The 20,210-nt window shown below is 60.2% G+C and carries 15 protein-coding genes and 1 pseudogene; 5 read left to right on the top strand and 11 right to left on the bottom strand.

The window, feature by feature from the left end; genetic code table 11:
* Nucleotides 1–19 precede the first annotated feature (19 nt).
* Nucleotides 20–655, top strand: a complete 636-nt coding sequence (locus tag JFU47_RS19785) for a sigma-70 family RNA polymerase sigma factor (protein ID WP_140674767.1) — start codon at nucleotides 20–22, stop codon at nucleotides 653–655.
* Nucleotides 652–1,326 (top strand): anti-sigma factor, encoded by a 675-nt coding sequence (locus JFU47_RS19780; RefSeq protein ID WP_201185051.1) that lies wholly within the window; start codon nucleotides 652–654, stop codon nucleotides 1,324–1,326. Before JFU47_RS19785 ends, JFU47_RS19780 begins: the two co-directional genes overlap by 4 nt.
* A 251-nt stretch (nucleotides 1,327–1,577) precedes the next feature.
* Here JFU47_RS19780 and fdhA read toward each other — a convergent pair whose 3' ends face one another.
* From fdhA to JFU47_RS19740, 8 genes and pseudogenes are all read right to left on the bottom strand, one after another.
* Nucleotides 1,578–2,777 (bottom strand): formaldehyde dehydrogenase, glutathione-independent, encoded by a 1,200-nt coding sequence (fdhA, locus tag JFU47_RS19775; RefSeq protein ID WP_007947729.1) that lies wholly within the window; start codon nucleotides 2,775–2,777, stop codon nucleotides 1,578–1,580.
* Between the two features lie 206 nt (nucleotides 2,778–2,983).
* Nucleotides 2,984–3,841: a formyltetrahydrofolate deformylase gene (gene purU, locus JFU47_RS19770; RefSeq protein ID WP_010467046.1), complete on the bottom strand. Its 858-nt coding sequence runs from the start codon at nucleotides 3,839–3,841 to the stop codon at nucleotides 2,984–2,986.
* A 284-nt stretch (nucleotides 3,842–4,125) separates the two neighbouring features.
* Nucleotides 4,126–4,757 (bottom strand): annotated as a pseudogene (locus JFU47_RS19765) (sarcosine oxidase subunit gamma).
* 155 nt (nucleotides 4,758–4,912) lie between these two features.
* Entirely contained in the window at nucleotides 4,913–7,930 is a 3,018-nt protein-coding gene (locus tag JFU47_RS19760) for a sarcosine oxidase subunit alpha (protein WP_201185050.1), read from the bottom strand.
* Nucleotides 7,927–8,256 carry a sarcosine oxidase subunit delta gene (locus tag JFU47_RS19755; protein WP_008147095.1) on the bottom strand — a complete coding sequence of 110 codons (330 nt, stop codon included), beginning with the start codon at nucleotides 8,254–8,256 and terminating at the stop codon, nucleotides 7,927–7,929. Before JFU47_RS19755 ends, JFU47_RS19760 begins: the two co-directional genes overlap by 4 nt.
* A 14-nt stretch (nucleotides 8,257–8,270) precedes the next feature.
* A complete protein-coding gene (locus tag JFU47_RS19750; RefSeq protein WP_007947735.1) occupies nucleotides 8,271–9,521 on the bottom strand; it encodes a sarcosine oxidase subunit beta in 1,251 nt (416 codons plus the stop codon).
* A 23-nt stretch (nucleotides 9,522–9,544) separates the two neighbouring features.
* Entirely contained in the window at nucleotides 9,545–10,798 is a 1,254-nt protein-coding gene (gene glyA, locus JFU47_RS19745) for a serine hydroxymethyltransferase (RefSeq protein ID WP_201185048.1), read from the bottom strand.
* Nucleotides 10,799–11,082: 284 nt separating this feature from the next.
* Nucleotides 11,083–11,799: a TraX family protein gene (locus JFU47_RS19740; RefSeq protein ID WP_201185047.1), complete on the bottom strand. Its 717-nt coding sequence runs from the start codon at nucleotides 11,797–11,799 to the stop codon at nucleotides 11,083–11,085.
* Between the two features lie 133 nt (nucleotides 11,800–11,932).
* Between JFU47_RS19740 and JFU47_RS19735 the strand changes: the two genes are divergently transcribed.
* The gene (locus JFU47_RS19735) at nucleotides 11,933–12,973 is read left to right on the top strand and encodes a threonine aldolase family protein (RefSeq protein WP_201185045.1); all 1,041 of its coding nucleotides are present in this window, start codon (nucleotides 11,933–11,935) and stop codon (nucleotides 12,971–12,973) included.
* 196 nt (nucleotides 12,974–13,169) lie between these two features.
* Nucleotides 13,170–13,994 carry an SDR family oxidoreductase gene (locus JFU47_RS19730; protein WP_201185043.1) on the top strand — a complete coding sequence of 275 codons (825 nt, stop codon included), beginning with the start codon at nucleotides 13,170–13,172 and terminating at the stop codon, nucleotides 13,992–13,994.
* 137 nt (nucleotides 13,995–14,131) lie between these two features.
* Here JFU47_RS19730 and gbcB read toward each other — a convergent pair whose 3' ends face one another.
* Nucleotides 14,132–15,232, bottom strand: coding sequence for a glycine-betaine demethylase subunit GbcB (gene gbcB, locus JFU47_RS19725; RefSeq protein WP_201185042.1), 1,101 nt, complete (start codon nucleotides 15,230–15,232; stop codon nucleotides 14,132–14,134).
* A 286-nt stretch (nucleotides 15,233–15,518) separates the two neighbouring features.
* Here gbcB and gbcA point away from each other — a divergent pair, with 286 nt between their 5' ends.
* Nucleotides 15,519–16,814, top strand: a complete 1,296-nt coding sequence (gene gbcA, locus JFU47_RS19720) for a glycine-betaine demethylase subunit GbcA (protein WP_201185037.1) — start codon at nucleotides 15,519–15,521, stop codon at nucleotides 16,812–16,814.
* Nucleotides 16,815–16,931: 117 nt separating this feature from the next.
* On the opposite strand, the gene JFU47_RS19715 is transcribed toward gbcA, so the two are convergent.
* Together JFU47_RS19715 and JFU47_RS19710 are read right to left on the bottom strand one after the other, a co-directional pair.
* Complete coding sequence (locus JFU47_RS19715; RefSeq protein WP_201185030.1) at nucleotides 16,932–18,182, bottom strand: metallophosphoesterase family protein; 1,251 nt, start codon at nucleotides 18,180–18,182, stop codon at nucleotides 16,932–16,934.
* Nucleotides 18,183–18,209: 27 nt separating this feature from the next.
* Nucleotides 18,210–20,078, bottom strand: a complete 1,869-nt coding sequence (locus JFU47_RS19710; RefSeq protein ID WP_201185014.1) for a c-type cytochrome — start codon at nucleotides 20,076–20,078, stop codon at nucleotides 18,210–18,212.
* Nucleotides 20,079–20,210 lie beyond the last annotated feature (132 nt).

The following is a 20,210-nucleotide window of genomic DNA, read 5'->3' as shown; positions in this document are numbered from 1 at the left end:
GTTTCCGAGGTGGCCGCCCGTGAATGGAACTACCGCGCACCGTGAACTAACCTCTGCCTGCAACCGGCACCTCACGCAGCCCACCTCGATTGCCTGGAGAACTGCCATTCCCATCGCCGACGCCGATCAGCTCAGGCAGCTTCTGGCCCAGTGTTCACTGGGCGACCGCCGCGCTTTCGAGACGCTTTATCGCAGCGTCGGCCCACGGCTGCATGGCGTAGCGCTGCATTTCATGGGACGGCCGGATCTGGCTGAAGAAGTGCTGCAGGAAAGTTTCGTGCGCATCTGGAACAACGCCTCGCGCTATGAGGCGCATCTGTCGGCACCGCTGACCTGGATGATCAACATCACCCGTCATCAGGCCATCGATCAGTTGCGCAAACACCGCGACCGGCCGTTAAGCGACCTTGAAGAACAGGCGCTGGTGGATGAAAGCCCATCGGCCCACGAACAGCTCAGCAGTGCCCGTGAGGCCAACGCCTTGAACCGGTGCCTGGAAAGCCTCGACGGCATGCAGCGTCAATCGATCACCGTGGCTTACTTTCAGGGGTTGTCCTGCTCTGAGCTCGCCGAACACCTGGCCGCGCCGCTGGGCTCGGTGAAATCCTGGATCCGCCGCGGAATGGAGCGACTGCGCAGGTGCCTTGAATCATGAACTATCAAACCCCGACCCTGCGCCGCGCCCTCGCCGCCGATTACGCCATTGGCTTGATGCCGTCTGCCGCTCGACGGCGTTTCGAACAGTTGTTGCTGGAAGACGCCGCATTGCGCGCGGAACTGGCGCAGTGGCAGGAAAGCCTGGTCAGCTTGACCGAAGCCCTGCCGGAGCAGCCGGTGCCGGATCGGGTGTGGCAGGGAATTACGGCGCGGATTGAGCCGCAAGTACTGCACATGCCGGAAAAACGTCGGTTCTGGAGCTGGTTGCGAGTGACGGCTGCGGTTTGCTCGCTGGTGATCGCCGTGACGTTGGGCGTGATTTACAACCGCGACAGCGCGCGTTACAGCGCCACACTGCTGACGGCCGACGCGCAGCCGGCGCTGAAGGTTGAAGCGCATGAGGATTATTTGAACGTTGAGCCGCTGACGCTGGCGGCGGTCGATCCGGGGCGCAGTCTGGAGTTATGGGCGATTCCGGCGGATGGCAAGCCGATTTCCCTTGGGGTGATTCCGGCGGGCGGCAAGGGCCGCGTAGAGCTGAGCGATACGCAGAAGACGTTGATCGGCAAGCCGATTGCGTTGGCGGTCAGTCTTGAGCCGAAGGGTGGTTCGCCGACTGGGCAACCGACGGGGCCGGTGTTGTATCAAGGGGCGTTGGCGGCGTTGTGATCGACTGGAAATCGACCCCTCACCCTAACCCTCTCCCCAGGGGGGCGAGGGGACTGACCGAGTTGTCCTTAGAGCTACATCAACCTGAAATTCCTGAGTCGAACTCAGGTTTGAAAAGCATAGAGATCGGCCCCCTTTCCCCCTCTCCCTCTGGGGAGAGGGCTGGATTTCGAATACGACATACCTCGATCTGCCGACATCAAAAACACAAAAAAGGCGATCCGAAGATCGCCTTTGTTTTGCCTGAAGCCTTACGCCGCACTAAACAACTTGTGCGGATCGATCACAAACTTCTTCGGCACGCCCGCATCAAACTCGCCATAACCACGTGGCGCGTCATCCAGGCTGATCACCTCAACACCAACAATGTCGGCAATGTGGATACGGTCCCACATGATCGCCTGCATCAACTGGCGGTTGTACTTCATCACTGGCGTCTGGCCAGTGTGGAAGCTGTGGGATTTGGCCCAGCCCAGACCGAAGCGGATGCTCAGGCTGCCCATCTTCGCGGCTGCATCGACTGCACCCGGATCTTCAGTCACGTACAGGCCAGGGATACCGATTTTGCCGGCAACCCGAACCACGCCCATCAGCGAGTTGAGCACGGTGGCCGGAGCCTCGTGTTTCACGCCGTCATGGCCGTGACCACGCGCTTCGAAGCCCACGGCGTCGACGGCGCAATCCACTTCTGGCTCGCCCAGCAGTGCAGCGATCTGTTCGTGCAGCGGGGTGTCCAGGGACAGGTCGGCGATTTCGAAACCCTGAGCCTTGGCGTGCGCCAGGCGGACGGTGTTGACGTCACCGATGATCACCACGGCCGCGCCCAACAGGCGAGCGGAAGCGGCAGCGGCCAGACCGACAGGACCGGCACCGGCGATGTACACGGTGCTGCCCGGGCCAACGCCGGCCGTCACTGCGCCGTGGTAACCGGTCGGCAGGATGTCGGAGAGGCAGGTCAGGTCGCGGATTTTTTCCATCGCGCGATCGCGATCCGGAAGTTTCAGCAGGTTGAAGTCGGCATACGGCACCATCGCGTATTCAGCCTGACCACCGGTCCAGTCGCCCATGTCGACATAACCGTAAGCACCGCCGGGACGGGCCGGGTTAACACTCAGACAGACACCGGTGTGCATCTCTTTGCAGGAACGGCAGCGCCCGCAAGCGACGTTGAACGGGACGGACACCAGGTCGCCGATCTGCAGGTTCTCGACGTCGCTGCCCTTCTCGATCACTTCACCGGTGATTTCGTGACCCAGTACCAGGCCAGTTTGCGCCGTGGTACGACCGCGCACCATGTGCTGGTCGGAACCACAGATGTTGGTGGAAACCACACGCAGGATGACAGCGTGATTAATCTTCCTGCCGCGCGGGTCCTGCATTTTCGGATAGTCGATTTTCTGTATTTCGACTTTGCCATTGCCGAGATACACCACACCACGATTGCCAGACATGCTTTCACCTCGCTGTTGTTTTTATGTAGCGGTCGCGTCGCCATGGAGCGGCGGCGCGTTGATTGCTCGGGTTATTGCCTGTGTGTCTTTGCGTTGTTTGTCAGGGCCTCTTCGCGAGCAGGCTCGCTCCCACATTGGATCGGGGTGTACACAAGGTCTGTGACCAACACAAAACCTGTGGGAGCGAGCCTGCTCGCGAAGACGATTTAGAGAACGACCGTACGATTGGCGTTGAGAAACACCCGTCGCTCAATGTGATATCCAACCGCCCGCGCCAACGTCAGCCCTTCGATATCCCGCCCCTTGGCGATCAAATCTTCCGGGTAATGACTGTGGTCCACGGCTTCTACGCCCTGGGCGATGATCGGGCCTTCGTCCAGGTCGTTGTTGATGTAGTGCGCCGTGGCGCCGACCAGTTTCACGCCCTTGTTGTAGGCCTGGTGATAGGGCTTGGCGCCCTTGAAACCCGGCAGCAGGGAGTGATGGATGTTGATCGCCTTGCCGTCGAGTTTGCGGCACAGCTCTGGCGACAGGACTTGCATGTAGCGGGCAAGGATCACCAGTTCGGCGCCGGACTCTTCAATCACCTGCCAGACCTGACGCTCCTGGGACGGTTTGTCGTTCGGGTCCAGCGGGAAGTGGTAGTACGGAATCTGGTGCCAGTCGGCCAGCGGCTTGAGGTCCGGGTGGTTGGAAACCACAGCGGCCACGTCCATCGACAATTGGCCGATGCGCTGGCGGTAGAGCAAGTCGTTGAGGCAGTGATCGGCCTTGGAAACCATGATCACCACTTTCGGGCGGTAGTTCGGCGGCGTCAGCTCGAAAACCATGCCGAAGGCTTTGCCACGCTCTTCCAGACCTGCGCGGAAGGCTTGCTCGTCGAAGCCATCCGGCTGGCGGAATTCCACGCGAATGAAGAAACGGCCCGAAAGCCGATCATCGAAGGAATGGTGCTCGGTGACGTAGCAGCCCTGCTCGAACAGAAAGCGGGTCACCGCATCCACGGTGCCGAGGACGCTTGGGCAGTCGGCGGTCAGAATCCATGTGTCTGGGGCGCGGCTCATAGTGCGGTGACTCCTGTTCATTGTGCTGGGTGTCAGGGAAATCCCCCCCTCACCCTAACCCTCTCCCCAAAGGGGCGAGGGGACTGACCGAGTTGTTCTTGGAGCGACATCGACCTGAAATACCGAGGCGAACTCAAGTTCTGGAAAAGCAATTTCAAGCCAGACACACATTTTGAAAACACTGGAGATCGACTCCCTTTCCCCCTCTCCCCCATGGGGAGAGGGTTGGGGTGAGGGGTCGATCTCAAACCAGTCCTTGATAACAGGACCAACTCGCTCTGCTCTTAAGCCTGAACACTCAACCCGTACTCAGCCGCCGCATCCTGCAACCACAACCACCAGTAATCCGAGAAGCTGCGACGAATCAGCAGTTCCCAGGTGTCTTCCGCGGTGTGGCGGATCACCAGTTGCGACTTGGCAAACACGGTGCCCACAGCCTTGCCCACCGGAAAACTGTTGGGGTGCACGTCGTAGCTGGTGGACTTCATCAGCACCTGGCGCACGTTCGGGCCGCTCAGTTCGAGGAGCTGCTGGCCGCCGCTGACGTTGGTGATCGCGATGTGCAGGTCGCCCAGCGCTTCACGCAGTTTCTGCTCGGCGGCGAATTCTTCACCGGTCGGCACGATCAGCAGCCATTCATCCGGCCCCATCCATTGCAGGCTGGATTCGCCTTTGACGACGACGGTCAGCGCGCCCGGCAATTCGATACCGAGGGCTTTGTGCACACCGGCAGCGAACGCCGCATCGTGGCCATCGCCACGAATGGTCAGGTGGCCGAGGAGTTTTTCTCACGCACGATCACGCCGGCGCTTTTGCGACCCTTGCCCACCAGGCTGGCGAGGTCGGCGTGATGCAGCGACGACTCGGCCTTGGCCCCGGTGGTTGGGCGTTGTTGGTAAACATTGGCTGCGGTCATAAAGCACCTTTCCTGAATTCTGTTGGTTCTGGCCCTTGTGGTGACTGTGCCGCCGCTTTCGCGAGCAGGCTCGCTCCCACACTTGACCGCGATCTCCTGTGGGAGCGAGCCTGCTCGCGAAGGCGGTAGCAGGCACCCCACAGGACCCGAAGCCATTAGATGTTCTGGCGATCACCCTTTGGATCGAAGAACACCGAAGAAACGATTTCCGCCTCGATCACGCTGCCATCGGCCAGCGGTGCGAACACGCGCTCACCGATACGCTTCAAGCCGCCCTTCACAACACCCATGGCAAACGAATAGCCCAGGGAGTTGTGCAAGTAGCTGGAGGTGACGTGACCGACCATGGTCATCGGGATCGCTTGCTTGGTGTTGAACACCAGTTGTGCACCTTCCGGCAGCCATTTGTTCGGATCAATCGGCTTCAGACCGACCAACTGTTTGCGTTGATCACGCACGCAGTCTTCGCGGTTCATGCCACGCTGGCCAATCCACGAGAATGGTTTGGTGCGACCGACACACCAGCCCATGTTCAGGTCGTCCGGGGTCATCGAGCCGTCGGTGTCCTGCCCAACGATGATGAAGCCCTTCTCGGCCCGCAGCACGTGCATGGTCTCGGTGCCGTACGGGGTCAGGTTGTACTTCTTGCCGGCCTCGACGATTTTTTCCAGAACGCCCATGGCGTAGTCGGCCTGAACGTTGACTTCGTACGACAGCTCACCGGTAAACGAAATCCGGAACACCCGCGCCGGCACACCGCCGACCAGGCCTTCTTTCCAGGTCATGAACGGGAAGGCTTCGTTGCTCAGATCAATGTCGGTGACTTCGCTGAGCAGTTTGCGGCTGTTCGGCCCGGACAAGGTCATGGTTGCCCAGTGGTCGGTGACCGAAGTGAAGTACACCTTCAGGTCTGGCCATTCGGTCTGGTGGTAGATTTCCAGCCATTGCAGCACACGTGCAGCGCCGCCAGTGGTGGTGGTCATCACGAAATGGTTGTCGGCCAGGCATGCCGTCACGCCGTCGTCGAACACCATGCCGTCTTCTTTGCACATCAGGCCGTAGCGCGCCTTGCCCACGTCGAGCTTGGTCCAGGCGTTGGTGTAGATACGGTTGAGGAACTCACGCGAATCCGGGCCCTGGATGTCGATCTTGCCCAGGGTCGAAGCGTCCAGCAGGCCGACGCTGTCGCGCACGGCTTTGCATTCGCGCTTCACGGCAGTGTGCAGGTCTTCACCGTTTTTCGGGAAGTACCACGGACGTTTCCACTGACCGACGTCTTCAAATTCGGCGCCGTTCTTCACGTGCCAGTGATGCAGCGCGGTGAAACGCACCGGTTCAAAGATGTGCCCACAGTGACGGCCGGCCACGGCGCCGAAGGTTACCGGCGTGTAGTTCGGACGGAACATCGTGGTGCCCATCTGCGGGATGGTCACGTTCAGCGAACGGGCGGCGATGGCCAGACCGTTGACGTTGCCGAGCTTGCCCTGGTCCGTACCGAAGCCCAGTGCGGTGTAGCGTTTGACGTGCTCGACCGACTCGAAACCTTCGCGGGTCGCCAGTTCGATGGCGGCAGCGGTGACGTCGTTTTGCAGGTCGACGAATTGCTTCGGCGCACGTGCGGTGTTCTTTTCGTGCGGCACCTGGAACAGCGCCAGTGTTGGCTCTTCCAGACGGCTCAGGGCTTTCGGCAAGGTGCCTTCGACCACGCTGAAACCGGCTTCGCTGGCTGCGCGAGCGCCACCTTCAAAACCATCGGCCAGGGAATCGCCGAGGCCGTAGACGCCGTTGATGCCACCGACGCACACGCGTTTCTGCGGTGCTTCGCCCGGTACGAAACCGAGAATGTCTTCACGCCAGATCGGCTTGCCACCCAGGTGCGAGGCCAAGTGAACCACCGGGCTGTAACCGCCGGAACTGGCAACCAGGTCGCATTCAAGCCACTCACCTGGGCTGGTCACGGTGTGCGCTTTGACATCGATCGCGGCAACGCGAGCGGCGGTCACGTGCTTGCTGCCACGCGTCTCGATCACGGCGCTGCCGGTCAGGATGCGAATGCCTTTGGCGCGCGCTTCTTCAACCAGCGCACCGCGCGGATTGCTGCGGGCATCGGCGATGGCCACGACTTGCAGACTGGCGTCGAGCCAATCCAGTGCAACGCGATAGGCGTGGTCGTTGTTGGTCGACAGCACCAGTTTCTTGCCCGGAGCCACGCCGTAACGACGAATGTAAGTCGACACAGCGCCGGCGAGCATGTTGCCCGGCACGTCGTTGTTGCCGTAAACCAGTGGACGCTCGTGAGCGCCGGTCGCCAGCACTACACGCTTGGCGCGAACACGGTGGATGCGCTGACGAACCTGGCCAATCGGGGCGCGGTCGCCGAGGTGATCGGTCAGGCGCTCGTGAATGGTCAGGAAGTTATGGTCGTGGTAGCCGTTGACCGTGGCGCGCGGCAACAGCAGCACGTCCGGGGTGTCTTTCAGCTCGGCGATGACGCTGGCAACCCATTCGGTCGCCGCTTTGCCGTCGAGGCTTTCGCGGGAGTCGAGCAGGCTGCCGCCGAACTCTTCCTGCTCATCGGCCAGGATCACACGAGCACCGCTGCGTGCAGCGGCCAGTGCAGCGGCCAGGCCAGCAGGGCCACCGCCGACGATCAGCACGTCGCAGTGCTGGTTCATGTAGTCGTAGGTGTCCGGATCGTTCTCGGTCGGCGAGCGGCCAAGGCCGGCAGCCTTACGAATGTACTTCTCGTAAGTCATCCAGAACGATTGCGGGTACATGAAGGTTTTGTAGTAGAAGCCCGGCGGCATCAGCTTGCCGCCGACCTTGCCGAGAATCCCCATCATGTCGTTGTTCACGCTTGGCCAGCCGTTGGTGCTAGTGGCGACCAGACCTTGATACAGCGCTTGTTGCGTGGCGCGTACGTTCGGGATCTGCGTGGCTTCGGTCGCGCCGATTTGCAGCACAGCATTCGGCTCTTCGGCACCGGCAGCGAAGATGCCGCGCGGACGGGAATACTTGAAGCTGCGACCGATGATGTCCACACCGTTGGCCAGCAAGGCCGCGGCCAGGGAATCGCCCTCAAAGCCTTTATAGGTCTGGCCGTTGAAGGTGAAGCTCAGCACTTTATTGCGGTCGATCCGTCCGCCGTTGGACAGGCGATTGATCTGGCTCATACCTTCTCTCCCAGAGCCGTGGCGGCCGCTTTCGGGCTGTCGGTCTTGTCGGTGAATTGTGGCTTGGTGCCGATCTTGTAGGTTTCGAGAATCTCGTAGGTCACGGTGTCACGGGTGGCGTTGAAGTACTGACGGCAACCGGCGACGTGATCCCACAGCTCGTGGTGCAGACCGCGAGGGTTATCGCGGAAGAACATGTAGTCGCCCCACTCCTCGTCGGTGCAGTTGGTCGGATCCAGAGGGCGCGGGATGTGCGCCTGGCCGGATGCGTGGAATTCCTCTTCGGAGCGCAGTTCGCCGCAGTGAGGACAGAAGATATGCAACATGGGGATTTCTCCTGTTAGTGGGCAACCGCAGCAGCGCCGTGTTCATCGATCAACGCACCGTTGTGGAAACGGTCGATGGAGAAAGGTGCAGCCAATGGGTGCATTTCACCCTTGGCCAGACTCGCGGCAAACACGTTGCCCGAGCCAGGTGTTGCCTTGAAGCCACCGGTGCCCCAACCGCAGTTGAAGAACATGTTCGGGACCGGAGTTTTCGAAATGATCGGGCATGCATCCGGCGTGGTGTCGACGATGCCGCCCCACTGACGGTTCATGCGTACGCGAGACAACACCGGGAACATCTCGACGATGGCCTGAATGGTGTGCTCGATCACCGGGTACGAACCACGCTGGCCATAGCCGTTGTAGCCGTCGATACCGGCGCCGATCACCAGGTCGCCCTTGTCGGACTGGCTGATGTAACCGTGTACGGCGTTGGACATGATCACGCTGTCGATAATCGGCTTGATCGGTTCGGACACCAGCGCTTGCAGCGGGTGGGATTCGATCGGCAGACGGAAACCGGCGAGTTTGGCCATGTGCCCGGAGTTACCGGCGGTCACTACACCGACGCGCTTGGCACCGATGAAACCTTTGTTGGTTTCAACGCCGATGCATACACCGTTTTCCTTTCGGAAACCGATCACTTCGGTCTGTTGAATCAGGTCCACGCCCAGTGCGTCAGCGGCACGAGCAAAGCCCCACGCCACGGCATCGTGACGGGCCACGCCGCCGCGACGCTGGACAGTTGCGCCCATCACCGGGTAGCGAGTGTTCTTGGAGCAGTCGAGGTACGGAATCTCGTCGGCAACCTGTTTGGCATCGAGCAGTTCGCCGTCCACGCCGTTGAGGCGGTTGGCGCTGACCCGACGCTCGGAATCACGAATGTCCTGCAGGGTGTGGCACAAGTTGTAAACGCCACGCTGGGAGAACATCACGTTGTAGTTCAGGTCCTGGGACAGGCCTTCCCACAATTTCATCGCGTGTTCGTACAGGTGCGCCGACTCGTCCCACAGGTAGTTGGAGCGAACGATGGTGGTGTTGCGCGCGGTGTTACCGCCGCCCAGCCAGCCTTTCTCGACCACGGCCACGTTAGTGATGCCGTGCTCTTTGGCCAGGTAGTAGGCGGTCGCCAGACCATGCCCGCCACCGCCAACGATGACCACGTCATAGACCTTTTTAGGGGTCGGCGTGCGCCACATTTTCTGCCAGTTTTCGTGATGGCTGAGGGAGTGTTTGAAGAGGCCGAAGCCCGAGTAGCGTTGCATAGTCATTTACTCCAAAACCGCGCTCAGCGATAAACCGGGAAGTCCGCGCACAGGGCCGCAACTTGCTGCGCAACATTGGCCTCTACATCGGCGTCGCCGAGGTTGTCGAGGATGTCGCAGATCCAGCCGGCCAGCGTGACGCACTGGGTAACCTTGAAGCCGCGAGTGGTCACCGCCGGGGTGCCGATACGCAGGCCGGAGGTCACGAACGGCGACTGTGGATCGTTCGGGACAGCGTTCTTGTTCACGGTGATGTGGGCGCGACCGAGTGCTGCATCCGCCTCTTTGCCGGTGAGGCCCTGACGGATCAGGCTGACCAGGAACAGGTGGTTATCGGTGCCGCCGGACACTACATCGTAGCCGCGTTTGATAAATACGCCGGCCATGGCCTGGGCGTTGTCGATCACTTGCTGTTGGTAAGCCTTGAAACCAGGTTCCAGCGCTTCCTTGAAGCACACCGCTTTACCGGCAATCACGTGCATCAGCGGGCCGCCCTGGGCACCCGGGAATACTGCCGCGTTGAGCTTCTTCTCGATTTCTTCGTTGGACTTGGCCAGGATCAGGCCGCCACGCGGACCGCGCAGGGTCTTGTGGGTAGTGGTAGTGACCACATCGGCGTATGGCAGCGGATTCGGGTACAGGCCAGCGGCGACCAGACCGGCCACGTGGGCCATGTCGACGAACAGCAGCGCACCGACCTTGTCGGCGATCTGACGGAAACGTGGGAAGTCGAGGGTCTTGGAGTAAGCAGAGAAGCCGGCAACGATCATCTTCGGTTTGCATTCGACAGCCAGGCGCTCGACTTCGTCGTAATCGATCAGCCCGGTTTTAGTGTCAATGCCGTACTGCACGGCGTTGTACAGCTTGCCCGAGGACGACACTTTGGCGCCGTGGGTCAGGTGACCACCGTGGGCCAGACTCATGCCGAGGATGGTGTCGCCTGGCTGGATCAGGGCCAGATACACAGCGCTGTTAGCCGAAGAGCCGGAGTGCGGCTGGACGTTGGCATAGTCGGCACCGAACAGTTGCTTGGCGCGTTCGATGGCCAGCGCTTCAACCTTGTCGACGTGCTCGCAACCACCGTAGTAGCGCTTGCCCGGATAGCCTTCGGCGTATTTGTTGGTCAGGCCACTGCCTTGCGCTTCCATGACGCGTTTGCTGGTGTAGTTCTCTGACGCGATCAGCTCGATGTGATCTTCCTGGCGTTGCTCCTCGGCATTCATCGCCGCCAGCAGTGCATCGTCGTAACCCTTGATCTGGTCTTGCTTGCTGAACATCGCGTCTCTCCCAGCGGCATCTATGCGCCATTCGTCTCGGTAAGGCACTGGTGTTTCGACAGTGCCCTTTGAATGCGATGGTATGACCGGCGCAGACAGGCCAAATGCCTACGGACGCCACGCAAAGGTGCGTTTACGACATGGATCGAAATGGCTGGCCGGACACAACCTTCGAACCAACGAAGATCCCCTGTGGGAGCGAGCCTGCTCGCGATAGCGGCCTCACATTCAACATTGATGTTGCCTGAGCTGCCGCCATCGCGAGCAGGCTCGCTCCCACAGGGTCAGGCGATGACCTGTCGCACTGCCAGCAACAGCAGGAAATGCGCGGGATAGAGCGCATACGCCCAACGGCGCATCGGCGGCGGCTTGAAAGACTGGGCATGTCGCAACAAGAGCAGCCCCAGCAATGGCGCGATCAGACAAGCGGCGATGCCGAGGATGGCTTCAACATTGTGAAACTGCGCGGAGGAATACAGCACTGGCCACTGATTGGCTGCCAGACAGACCAGCCCCGGCAACAGGCTGAAGTACCAGGGACGCTTGATCACCAGCAACATCGCCAGTGGCAACAGGACGCCGTAGAAGCCGAACATCAGTCGCTCCGGGAATAGCGCCGCCAGCAGCAAGGCGCCTGCCGCCAACAGTCGCGTTTGCAGGGTTCGGTCCTGCCAGCCACGGGCCACCAGCAATCCCAGCGCCAACGTGGGCAGCACGTTTAAGGTGTCGGGATCAGGAATGTACATCCGGTAGGGAATTTCGCTGATGGCGCTAAACAGCAGCAACCACCCCAGATAACGCCACTGGCCGTCGGTGGTTACTGCGCGGGCCCGCGCCAGGTTTGCGGCCATTGCCAAACAGAACCACGGGAACGCCAACCGCCCCGGCACATACAGAAGATCGACGGAATAACCGACATATCGCAGGTGATCGAGCACCATGCTCAACAGCGCCAGCCACTTGAGCAGATCCAGTGCCCCATCCCTTTGCGTCATGTGCATAATTGCCCGTCGTCTTTGGATTTTTCTGTCAGACGCATCGCGTGTGCTCCCCGGATGATCTTCGGTAAAGTGCGCACCATCATTGACCACGAGTCGCTTCACCATAAGCGCCTCGATCACGGAAAGCAGGGCCATGACCGATAAGAGCCAACAATTCGCCAGCGACAACTATTCCGGTATCTGCCCTGAAGCCTGGGCTGCCATGGAACAGGCCAACCACGGCCACCAGCGCGCTTATGGCGACGATGAATGGACCGCCCGCGCGTCCGACGATTTCCGCAAACTGTTCGAAACCGACTGCGAAGTGTTCTTCGCCTTCAACGGCACCGCCGCCAACTCCCTGGCCCTGTCGTCGCTGTGCCAGAGTTACCACAGCGTGATCTGCTCGGAAACCGCCCACGTCGAAACCGACGAATGCGGCGCACCGGAATTCTTTTCCAACGGTTCCAAGCTGCTCGTCGCCCGCACTGAAAACGGCAAGCTGACCCCGGAATCGATCCGCGAAATTGCGCTCAAGCGCCAGGACATTCATTACCCGAAACCGCGCGTCGTGACCCTGACCCAGGCGACCGAAGTCGGCAGCGTCTACACCCCGGAAGAAATCCGCGCCATCAGCGCCACGTGCAAAGAACTGGGCCTGAACCTGCACATGGACGGCGCGCGCTTCTCCAACGCCTGCGCTTTCCTTGGCTGCACGCCGGCCGACCTGACGTGGAAGGCCGGCGTCGACGTGTTGTGCTTCGGCGGCACGAAAAACGGCATGGCGGTGGGGGAAGCGATTCTGTTCTTCAACCACAAACTGGCCGAAGACTTCGACTACCGCTGCAAACAGGCTGGGCAACTGGCCTCGAAGATGCGTTTCCTGTCGGCGCCGTGGGTCGGGATTCTGGAAAACGACGCCTGGCTCAAATACGCCCGCCACGCCAACCACTGTGCGCAGTTGCTGGCCGAACTGGTGAGCGACATTCCAGGCGTGGAACTGATGTTCCCGGTGCAGGCCAACGGCGTGTTCCTGCAACTCTCGGAACCGGCCATCGCTGCACTGACGGCCAAGGGCTGGCGCTTCTACACCTTCATCGGCAACGGCGGCGCACGCTTCATGTGCTCGTGGGACACCGAAGAAGAACGCGTACACGAATTGGCGGCGGATATTCGCGAAGTGATGTCCCGCTAATCCCTCCCCCGTAGGAGCTGGTAGGAGCTGTCGAGTGAAACGAGGCTGCGATCTTTTGATCTTAAAAAACCAACATCAAAAGATCGCAGCCTCGTTTCACTCGACAGCTCCTACAGTCTGATCGTTTGCCCTGAAAGACATGGTCTACATTGTTTGTCGAGCCTTCGCTCACATAACAATAATCAGGAGCGCACGCATGTCTTTACAAGGCAAAACCCTGTTCATTACCGGTGCCAGCCGTGGGATTGGTCGTGAGATCGCGCTGCGGGCTGCGCGGGATGGGGCCAACATTGTGATTGCCGCCAAAAGCGCCGCCCCCCACCCCAAACTGCCCGGCACGATTTTCAGCGTGGCCAAGGAAGTTGAAGACGCGGGCGGCAAGGCGTTGGCCTTGCAGGTGGATGTTCGCGATGAACTCGCGGTACGCGAGGCGCTGGCCCAGGCCCACGAACATTTCGGCGCCATTGATGCGCTGATCAACAATGCCGGGGCGATCAAGCTGACCGGTGTTCAACACATCGAGCTCAAGCGCTTCGACCTGATGCACCAGATCAACACCCGCGCCGTGCTCCTGTGCAGCCAGGTCGCCCTGCCCTATCTGAAAAAAACCAATGGTCACATTCTTAACCTGTCGCCACCGTTGAACCTGGCGACGAAATGGTTCGCCCAATACAGCCCCTACACGGTGACCAAATACGGCATGAGCATGCTGACCCTGGGCATGAGTGAGGAATTTGCCAGTTATGGCATCAGCGTCAATTCGTTGTGGCCGCAGACGATGATTGCGACGGCGGCCATCGAGTTTCAGCTTGGCTCGAGGGAATCCTTCAAACACGCACGAACGCCGGCGATCATGGCCGATGCCGCCCATGTCATTCTGGACAGCAGCGGTCGCAGCATTACCGGTCGGTTGCTGATTGATGAAGAGATTCTGAGTGAGCACGGGGTGACGGATTTTGAACAGTATCGGTTTGCGCCTGACACTACCGACCCGCTGATGCCGGACCTGTTTGTCGACTAAAGAAAACAACCGATCAGAAAAGATACAAAACCTGTGGGAGCGAGCCTGCTCGCGAAGGCGTACTGACATTCAACATTGATGTTGACTGATCCGGCGCTTTCGCGAGCAGGCTCGCTCCCACAAGGGATTGGCGTTGCTTAAAACTCGATGCGCACGTCGCCCTTCGGCACGCTGCAGCAGGAAAGAATGAACCCTTCCGCTTCGTCTTCCTCGGTGATCCCGCCGTTGTGCTCCATTTCGACCTCGCCCCCCAGCTTCATCACCTTGCACGTCCCGCAAATCCCCATCCCGCAAGCCTTCGGAATCAACAGCCCCAACTTGGCAGCGGCGGCGTGAACGGTTTCCCCCGGCGCCACACGAATGCTTTTCCCGGACGCGGTGAATTCCACCTGGTGCAGGTCCGCCACGTCGATGTCCGGTGCGTCTGCGGCGATTTCGGCTTGTTCCACCGCATCGGCACGGGCTTCCGCTGGCGTAGCGCCGAAGGATTCCTCGTGATAACGGGACATGTCGAAGCCAACCGCGTCGAGCATGCGCTTGACCGCGTTCATGTAGGGCGTCGGGCCGCAGCAGAACACTTCGCGCTCCATGAAGTCCGGGGCCATCAGTTCGAGCATCTTGTGGTTCAGGTAACCGCGATAACCGGCCCACGGCTCGCCCAGACCATGCTTCTCGCAGATCAGGTGCAGGCTGAAGTTATCGATTCGCGACGCCATGTGTTCCAGCTCGCGGTGATAAATGATGTCTTTGGGCGAACGGGCGCTGTGGATAAACACCATGTCGACGTTGCCGTTGGTGTCGTAGAACCAGCGCGCCATCGACATGACCGGCGTGATACCGACGCCACCGCTGAGGTACAACACCTTCGGCGCGGTGAAGTCCATGGCGTTGAACAACCCGACCGGCCCGTGCACGGCCAGCTCCTGGCCTTCATGCAGCGTGTCGTGCAGCCAGTTGGAGACCTTGCCGCCCGGTACGCGCTTAATGGTCACCGAAAAGCTGTAAGGCACCGACGGCGAGCTGGAAATGGTGTAGGAGCGCATGATCGGCACGCCTTCGATTTCCAGCTCCAGGGTGACAAACTGCCCCGGCTTAAAGAAGAACAGGATCGGCTGGTCGGCCATAAAGCAGAAGGTGCGCACATCCCAGGTTTCCTGGATGACTTTGACGCAACGGACGATGTGTCGACCATTGGCCCAGGTCTGGGTAGTTACCGGATTCAGGAAGCTGTTGGACATGCTGTTCTCCACCGCCGATGGTCGGCCTTATGTTGGCGATTCTGCGTAACGTGCGAACCACCCATTTACCTATCTGCGACATTCACATACTTATCGCGACCAGCCCGCATCTACCGGGGGTTGCGCGTCGGGAACAGATTGGGCCATGTCGCCCATGGATAAGGTTCTGGCGTGCGCCGGCCCCACACTCGCTCCACACAGAGACGATTTCTTTACACCCTTGCGTAGCAAACCGTATCAGCCACTATTTCGCCGGCCGCACAGAATGGCCTTGAGGATCAAATCGATGGACGTCACCGCAAAAATCAGCCTGGGCGATCCGCTGGAACCCGCACGCAAGGCCACCGCACAGATGCTGCAAGAGCGCGAGCGCACTTACTCGCTGCCGCAGCCGTTTTACTCTGACGAGCGGCTGTTTGATATCGACATGCAGGAAATCTTCCAGAAAGAGTGGTTGATCGCCGGTATGGCCTGCGAAATCCCGACCAAGGGCAACTACCTGACCCTGCAAGTCGGCAAGAACCCGATCATCGTGATTCGCGGCGCCGAGGGCGTGATCCATGCGTTCCACAACGTCTGCCGTCACCGTGGTTCGCGGCTGTGCACCAGTGAAAAAGGCAAGGTCGCCAAACTGGTCTGCCACTACCACCAGTGGACGTACGAACTGGACGGTCGCCTGCTGTTCGCCGGCACCGAGATGGGCGCCGACTTCGACATGAAGCAGTACGGCCTCAAACCGGTCAACGTGAAGACTGCCGGCGGCTACATCTTCATCAGCCTGTCGGAGAATCCGCCGGCCATTGATGACTTCCTGTCGACGCTGAACCATTACATGGAACCGTACGACATGGAGAACACCAAGGTGGCAATTACCACCACCTTGATGGAAAAGGCCAACTGGAAACTGGTGCTGGAAAACAACCGCGAGTGCTACCACTGCAACGCGTCGCACCCGGAACTGCTGAAAACCCTGCTGGAATGGGACGACGTCACCGACCCACGAGCCGACCAGGCCTTCAAGGACCACGTCGCCGCCTCCGCCGCTGCCTGGGAAGCCGAGAAGATTCCTTACGCCCACGCCAGCTTCGGTTTGCGTAACCGCATCGTGCGCATGCCGCTGCTCAAAGGCACCGTGTCGATGACCCTGGACGGCAAACAAGGCTGCGCCAAACTCATGGGCCGGATCAAAAACCCGGACCTGGGCTCGATGCGCATCCTGCACCTGCCGCACTCGTGGAACCACTGCATGGGCGATCACATCATCGTGTTCACCGTGTGGCCGATCAGCGCCCAGGAAACCATGGTCACCACCAAGTGGATCGTCCACAAGGACGCGGTCGAAGGCGTGGACTACGACGTGGAGCGCATGCGCCAGGTCTGGGATGCGACCAACGACCAGGACCGTCGCCTGGCCGAAGAGAACCAGCGCGGCATCAACTCCACGGCTTACCAGCCAGGCCCTTACTCCAAGACCTATGAGTTTGGCGTGGTGAACTTTGTGGATTGGTACAGCGAGCGGTTGCTGAATAACCTTGGGGCAGAGCCTGCGGCTTACCTCAAAGGCGTTCCGGTTCAGGGCTGACCTGACCACCCGATCGTTCCCACGCTCCGCGTGGGAATGCCTCTTCGGACGCTCCGCGTTCGGCTCTTGGGACGCGGAGCGTCCCTGGCTGCATTCCCACGCAGAGCGTGGGAACGATCATTGGGCTGATGAAGACCACCTCACGCTGCCATCCTCCCCAATAAACGTCTCTTCGATGTTCTCCCCCACCAACCGCACCTTCACATAACCATTCAGCACCCGATCCGGGTACGCCTCATCCCGCGCATTCTGCGTTTCCGACCACAACACCCGCGAATGCCCGTCCAGTTCACTGGCATTGCCATACGGAATCGCCCCGTGCCCGGCACAACGCGCATGCAGCCCACCTTGAGCCGCGTAGCAGATGCCATTGTGCAAATGCCCCCAATACCAGTAATCCGGCTCACGCCCCAAGGCATCACACACTGTTTGATACAGCGCGGTCTTGTTGTGCCCGGAGATATCAAAACCCTGGTGGTGGCTGAGCACCATGATCTTCTTGCGCTGGGGCAGGTCTTTCATCCAGGCGATCTGCTCCTTGTTCAGCGTGCCGTCCATGTACAGATTGATCGCATCGGAGGCGTAAGCGCTGTCGAGCCCGACCACCAGCCAGTCGTCGTTGTACAACGCGAAATAGCTGGTGCCCTGCTGCGCCGGAAAACGTTTAGCCAGTTCCTTGAAGTAACCGTGGGCACCGCTGTACATCTCGTGGTTGGAATTGAGGGTGAATGAACCGTGCTTGCCCATGGGCCAGCCGACCATGTCGACGTCTTCCTGTGAATGCGAGCCGGCGTAATACACATCCCCGAGGTGAATGGTGAAATCGGCCTGGGCCAGTTGCATCTGGTTGGCCACCGCCACTGCCGGGGCGTGGCTGTCGAACGGTCCGGTGCCCCAGTCGCCAGCGATCGCCAGCACCACGTCGCTGTCCATTTTCATCAGCGCCGGGTTAGTGGCGAACGGTGCGTGATGGCGCAGATTCTCGATCCACTTCAGCAGTGCCTCGCTCCACAGCAGATCCAGCAGTTCCCATTTGCGACATCCGAGCAGGCTGCCGTCCTTGAGCACCCGGGTTTGCAATTCGTCTACCGATTGCGGCAAGGGGGTGGCGTTGCCAATGTGCAGGATCGACAAACCGTGGGACAACTCCCACGGCACGCTCGGCTGATCGTCTGGCAGGTCGCCGTGTTTGAGCACGTACTGCGCCTGATCGTGACCCCGTTGCAGCAGCGCGACGATCGCCTCGAACTCCTCGGGCTCGAGATCGCTGATGAGCTTTTTCCAGGACATCTCCAGCCGCGTGAACAAACCGTGCAGGCGGACCTTGACCTTGTCGTATTCATGTTCCCAATGAGTGACGAGTGACATGTCGGTATTCCTCCATCCGTAGTGGGATTACAGGGTTTTCATGAACTCGATGAGCGCCCGCTTATCGAGTTCCGACAGCTGCGTGCCGTACAGGTGGCCACCGTTGTGGTTGCCCTCAAGACGCGTGTCGTATTTGAAGTCCGCCGAGGCTTTCATTTGCTCACCGCTGGTGACGAAGCCGACCTTGTCCTGGTCGTACACATCGGAGCCAGTGAAGAACACCTGCGGCCGCTGTTCCGGTGGTTGCAGCAAATCCCAGAGGGTCGGCACCGAACCGTTGTGCAAGTACGGCGCACGCAACCAGACGCCGTCGGTCGGCGTGTTGCTGTAGCTCTGGGTCTTGCGGTAGGCGCCAAAATCGAACGGCGATGTCTTGAAGCCGTGGAAGGCCGTCACTAAACCGGTGGTGAACGAGTTCAGCCGATGGGGATCGGTGCCCAGTTCATCAATGTTGGTGGTGACCTGACCGGTGTCGGCGCGGCCAAAATCATGGCAACCGGCACAGTTGTTTTCCCAGACCGGTTTACCCCGGGCAACCTTGGCCTGATCCAGCGCGAACGGCCAGGCCGGTGATTTGTGGCCCAGCAGCCAGTTGGTCACCCGGTTGAAACTGGCCGGCAGCACCGATTCCGGCGTCGCGCCCACGGCCATGGCCGCGGCGTAGTTGCGCTCATGAATGTCATTGTTGTTGCCGTCCCAGTGCAGGTACAGCGACTCCCGGGGTTTCTGGTTCCAGACTTGCGGCAAGTCGACGGTGCCGATAGTCGAGTCATCCGGGAAGCCGAACACCACCATTTTTGTCGGGTTGAAGGTGTCGGTGCGTCCCGGCCCTTGCGGTGCGCGCAGTTGCTGCCAGGCATAGGCCTGTTTCTGTTTGATCAGCGCGCTCGTGGCCATCGGAATGATCAGGTAGCGGGTATACAGGCGCTCGAAGAACCCGAGCTGGAACTTGCTGTTGATCGCGGTCATCACCGCGTCGGTGGTGAATTTCGGATCGCTGGCGCAATCGTAGGCGAACCACTGGAAAGCCTGCAGTTGCAGGGTATTGGCCGGCGCGGTGGCCACCGGGATGGCGACGTCGCTGGTATTGGCCCGATAGGAGCCGGTGTGACACAGGGCGCAGTTGGGCTCCACGGTCGGGTAGCCGATCTGCCGCTTGGCCATGCCGATGGGCAGATCCTTGCCGTTCTCGTAGAGGAAACCGAAGACTTCGTAGCCGCCGGGTTTTGGCATTTTTTCCGGGCATATCTGCGGCAACACGGCGAACAGGTAATAGGGAATCCGCGCTTCGATGCCCAGGCCGATGGCGGCGTACTTGTAGTGATCTTCATCGGAGGCGTATTGCTCTACCGGCACTACCCGCAGCATCTGGTACCAGGTCTGGTAACCGATGAATCCCAGCGCCAGCACCACGACCAGCGTGGCGACCTTGAAGCTGTGCCGCTGCCAGCGTAACGCCCAACCTGCGCGCCATTCCCGCCAGCCGTCGCGAAGCAACGCCAGCGGTCGATTCGCCGGAGCGCTGCCCAGGTACAGCAGGATCCCGAGGATCAGGAACATGCTCAGATCGCCCATCAGCATCGGCACGAACACCTGAGCCTGGTTGCTGGTGTTGATCAGGTAGATCCAGAATGCTACGGCGACCAGTCGCGACAACACGCACAGCCACGAATGCACGACGTATCGGGGTGCGTTGAAGCCTGACGGCATGTAGAACAGGCTGATTCCTACCAGCAGCATGCCGGCGTTTTCCAGCCACGGATCGGAGAGTTGCGGTGGCATCCCGAGCATCGAGGTCAGCAGCGCCGGAGCGAAAAGCGCCGGGATTGCGAAGACCATGTTCATCACGATGCCTAGCCAGATGAAGCGTTGAAACCAGCGGATGTAACTGTCCATATCATCCTTTTCCTTCTAATCCTGAACACCGTCCACTGTGGGAGCGAGCCTGCTCGCGAAAGCGGTGTATCAGGCAACGTCAATGTTGACTGTGCCGCCGCTTTCGCGAGCAGGCTCGCTCCCACAGGTTGT

The sequence above is a fragment of the Pseudomonas sp. TH39(2020) genome (genome assembly GCF_016650715.1).
GTDB lineage: Bacteria > Pseudomonadota > Gammaproteobacteria > Pseudomonadales > Pseudomonadaceae > Aquipseudomonas > Aquipseudomonas mandelii_C.
This window is presented reverse-complemented; position numbering and strand designations above follow the sequence as displayed.

What these genes read in the sequence shown, in the direction of transcription:
- JFU47_RS19780 (WP_201185051.1), top strand. Translation starts at nt 652, where the DNA reads ATGAACTATCAAACCCCGACCCTGCGCCGCGCCCTCGCCGCCGATTAC.
- fdhA (WP_007947729.1), bottom strand. Translation starts at nt 2,777, where the DNA reads ATGTCTGGCAATCGTGGTGTGGTGTATCTCGGCAATGGCAAAGTCGAA.
- purU (WP_010467046.1), bottom strand. Translation starts at nt 3,841, where the DNA reads ATGAGCCGCGCCCCAGACACATGGATTCTGACCGCCGACTGCCCAAGC.
- JFU47_RS19760 (WP_201185050.1), bottom strand. Translation starts at nt 7,930, where the DNA reads ATGAGCCAGATCAATCGCCTGTCCAACGGCGGACGGATCGACCGCAAT.
- JFU47_RS19755 (WP_008147095.1), bottom strand. Translation starts at nt 8,256, where the DNA reads ATGTTGCATATCTTCTGTCCTCACTGCGGCGAACTGCGCTCCGAAGAG.
- JFU47_RS19750 (WP_007947735.1), bottom strand. Translation starts at nt 9,521, where the DNA reads ATGCAACGCTACTCGGGCTTCGGCCTCTTCAAACACTCCCTCAGCCAT.
- glyA (WP_201185048.1), bottom strand. Translation starts at nt 10,798, where the DNA reads ATGTTCAGCAAGCAAGACCAGATCAAGGGTTACGACGATGCACTGCTG.
- JFU47_RS19740 (WP_201185047.1), bottom strand. Translation starts at nt 11,799, where the DNA reads ATGCACATGACGCAAAGGGATGGGGCACTGGATCTGCTCAAGTGGCTG.
- JFU47_RS19735 (WP_201185045.1), top strand. Translation starts at nt 11,933, where the DNA reads ATGACCGATAAGAGCCAACAATTCGCCAGCGACAACTATTCCGGTATC.
- JFU47_RS19730 (WP_201185043.1), top strand. Translation starts at nt 13,170, where the DNA reads ATGTCTTTACAAGGCAAAACCCTGTTCATTACCGGTGCCAGCCGTGGG.
- gbcB (WP_201185042.1), bottom strand. Translation starts at nt 15,232, where the DNA reads ATGTCCAACAGCTTCCTGAATCCGGTAACTACCCAGACCTGGGCCAAT.
- gbcA (WP_201185037.1), top strand. Translation starts at nt 15,519, where the DNA reads ATGGACGTCACCGCAAAAATCAGCCTGGGCGATCCGCTGGAACCCGCA.
- JFU47_RS19715 (WP_201185030.1), bottom strand. Translation starts at nt 18,182, where the DNA reads ATGTCACTCGTCACTCATTGGGAACATGAATACGACAAGGTCAAGGTC.
- JFU47_RS19710 (WP_201185014.1), bottom strand. Translation starts at nt 20,078, where the DNA reads ATGGACAGTTACATCCGCTGGTTTCAACGCTTCATCTGGCTAGGCATC.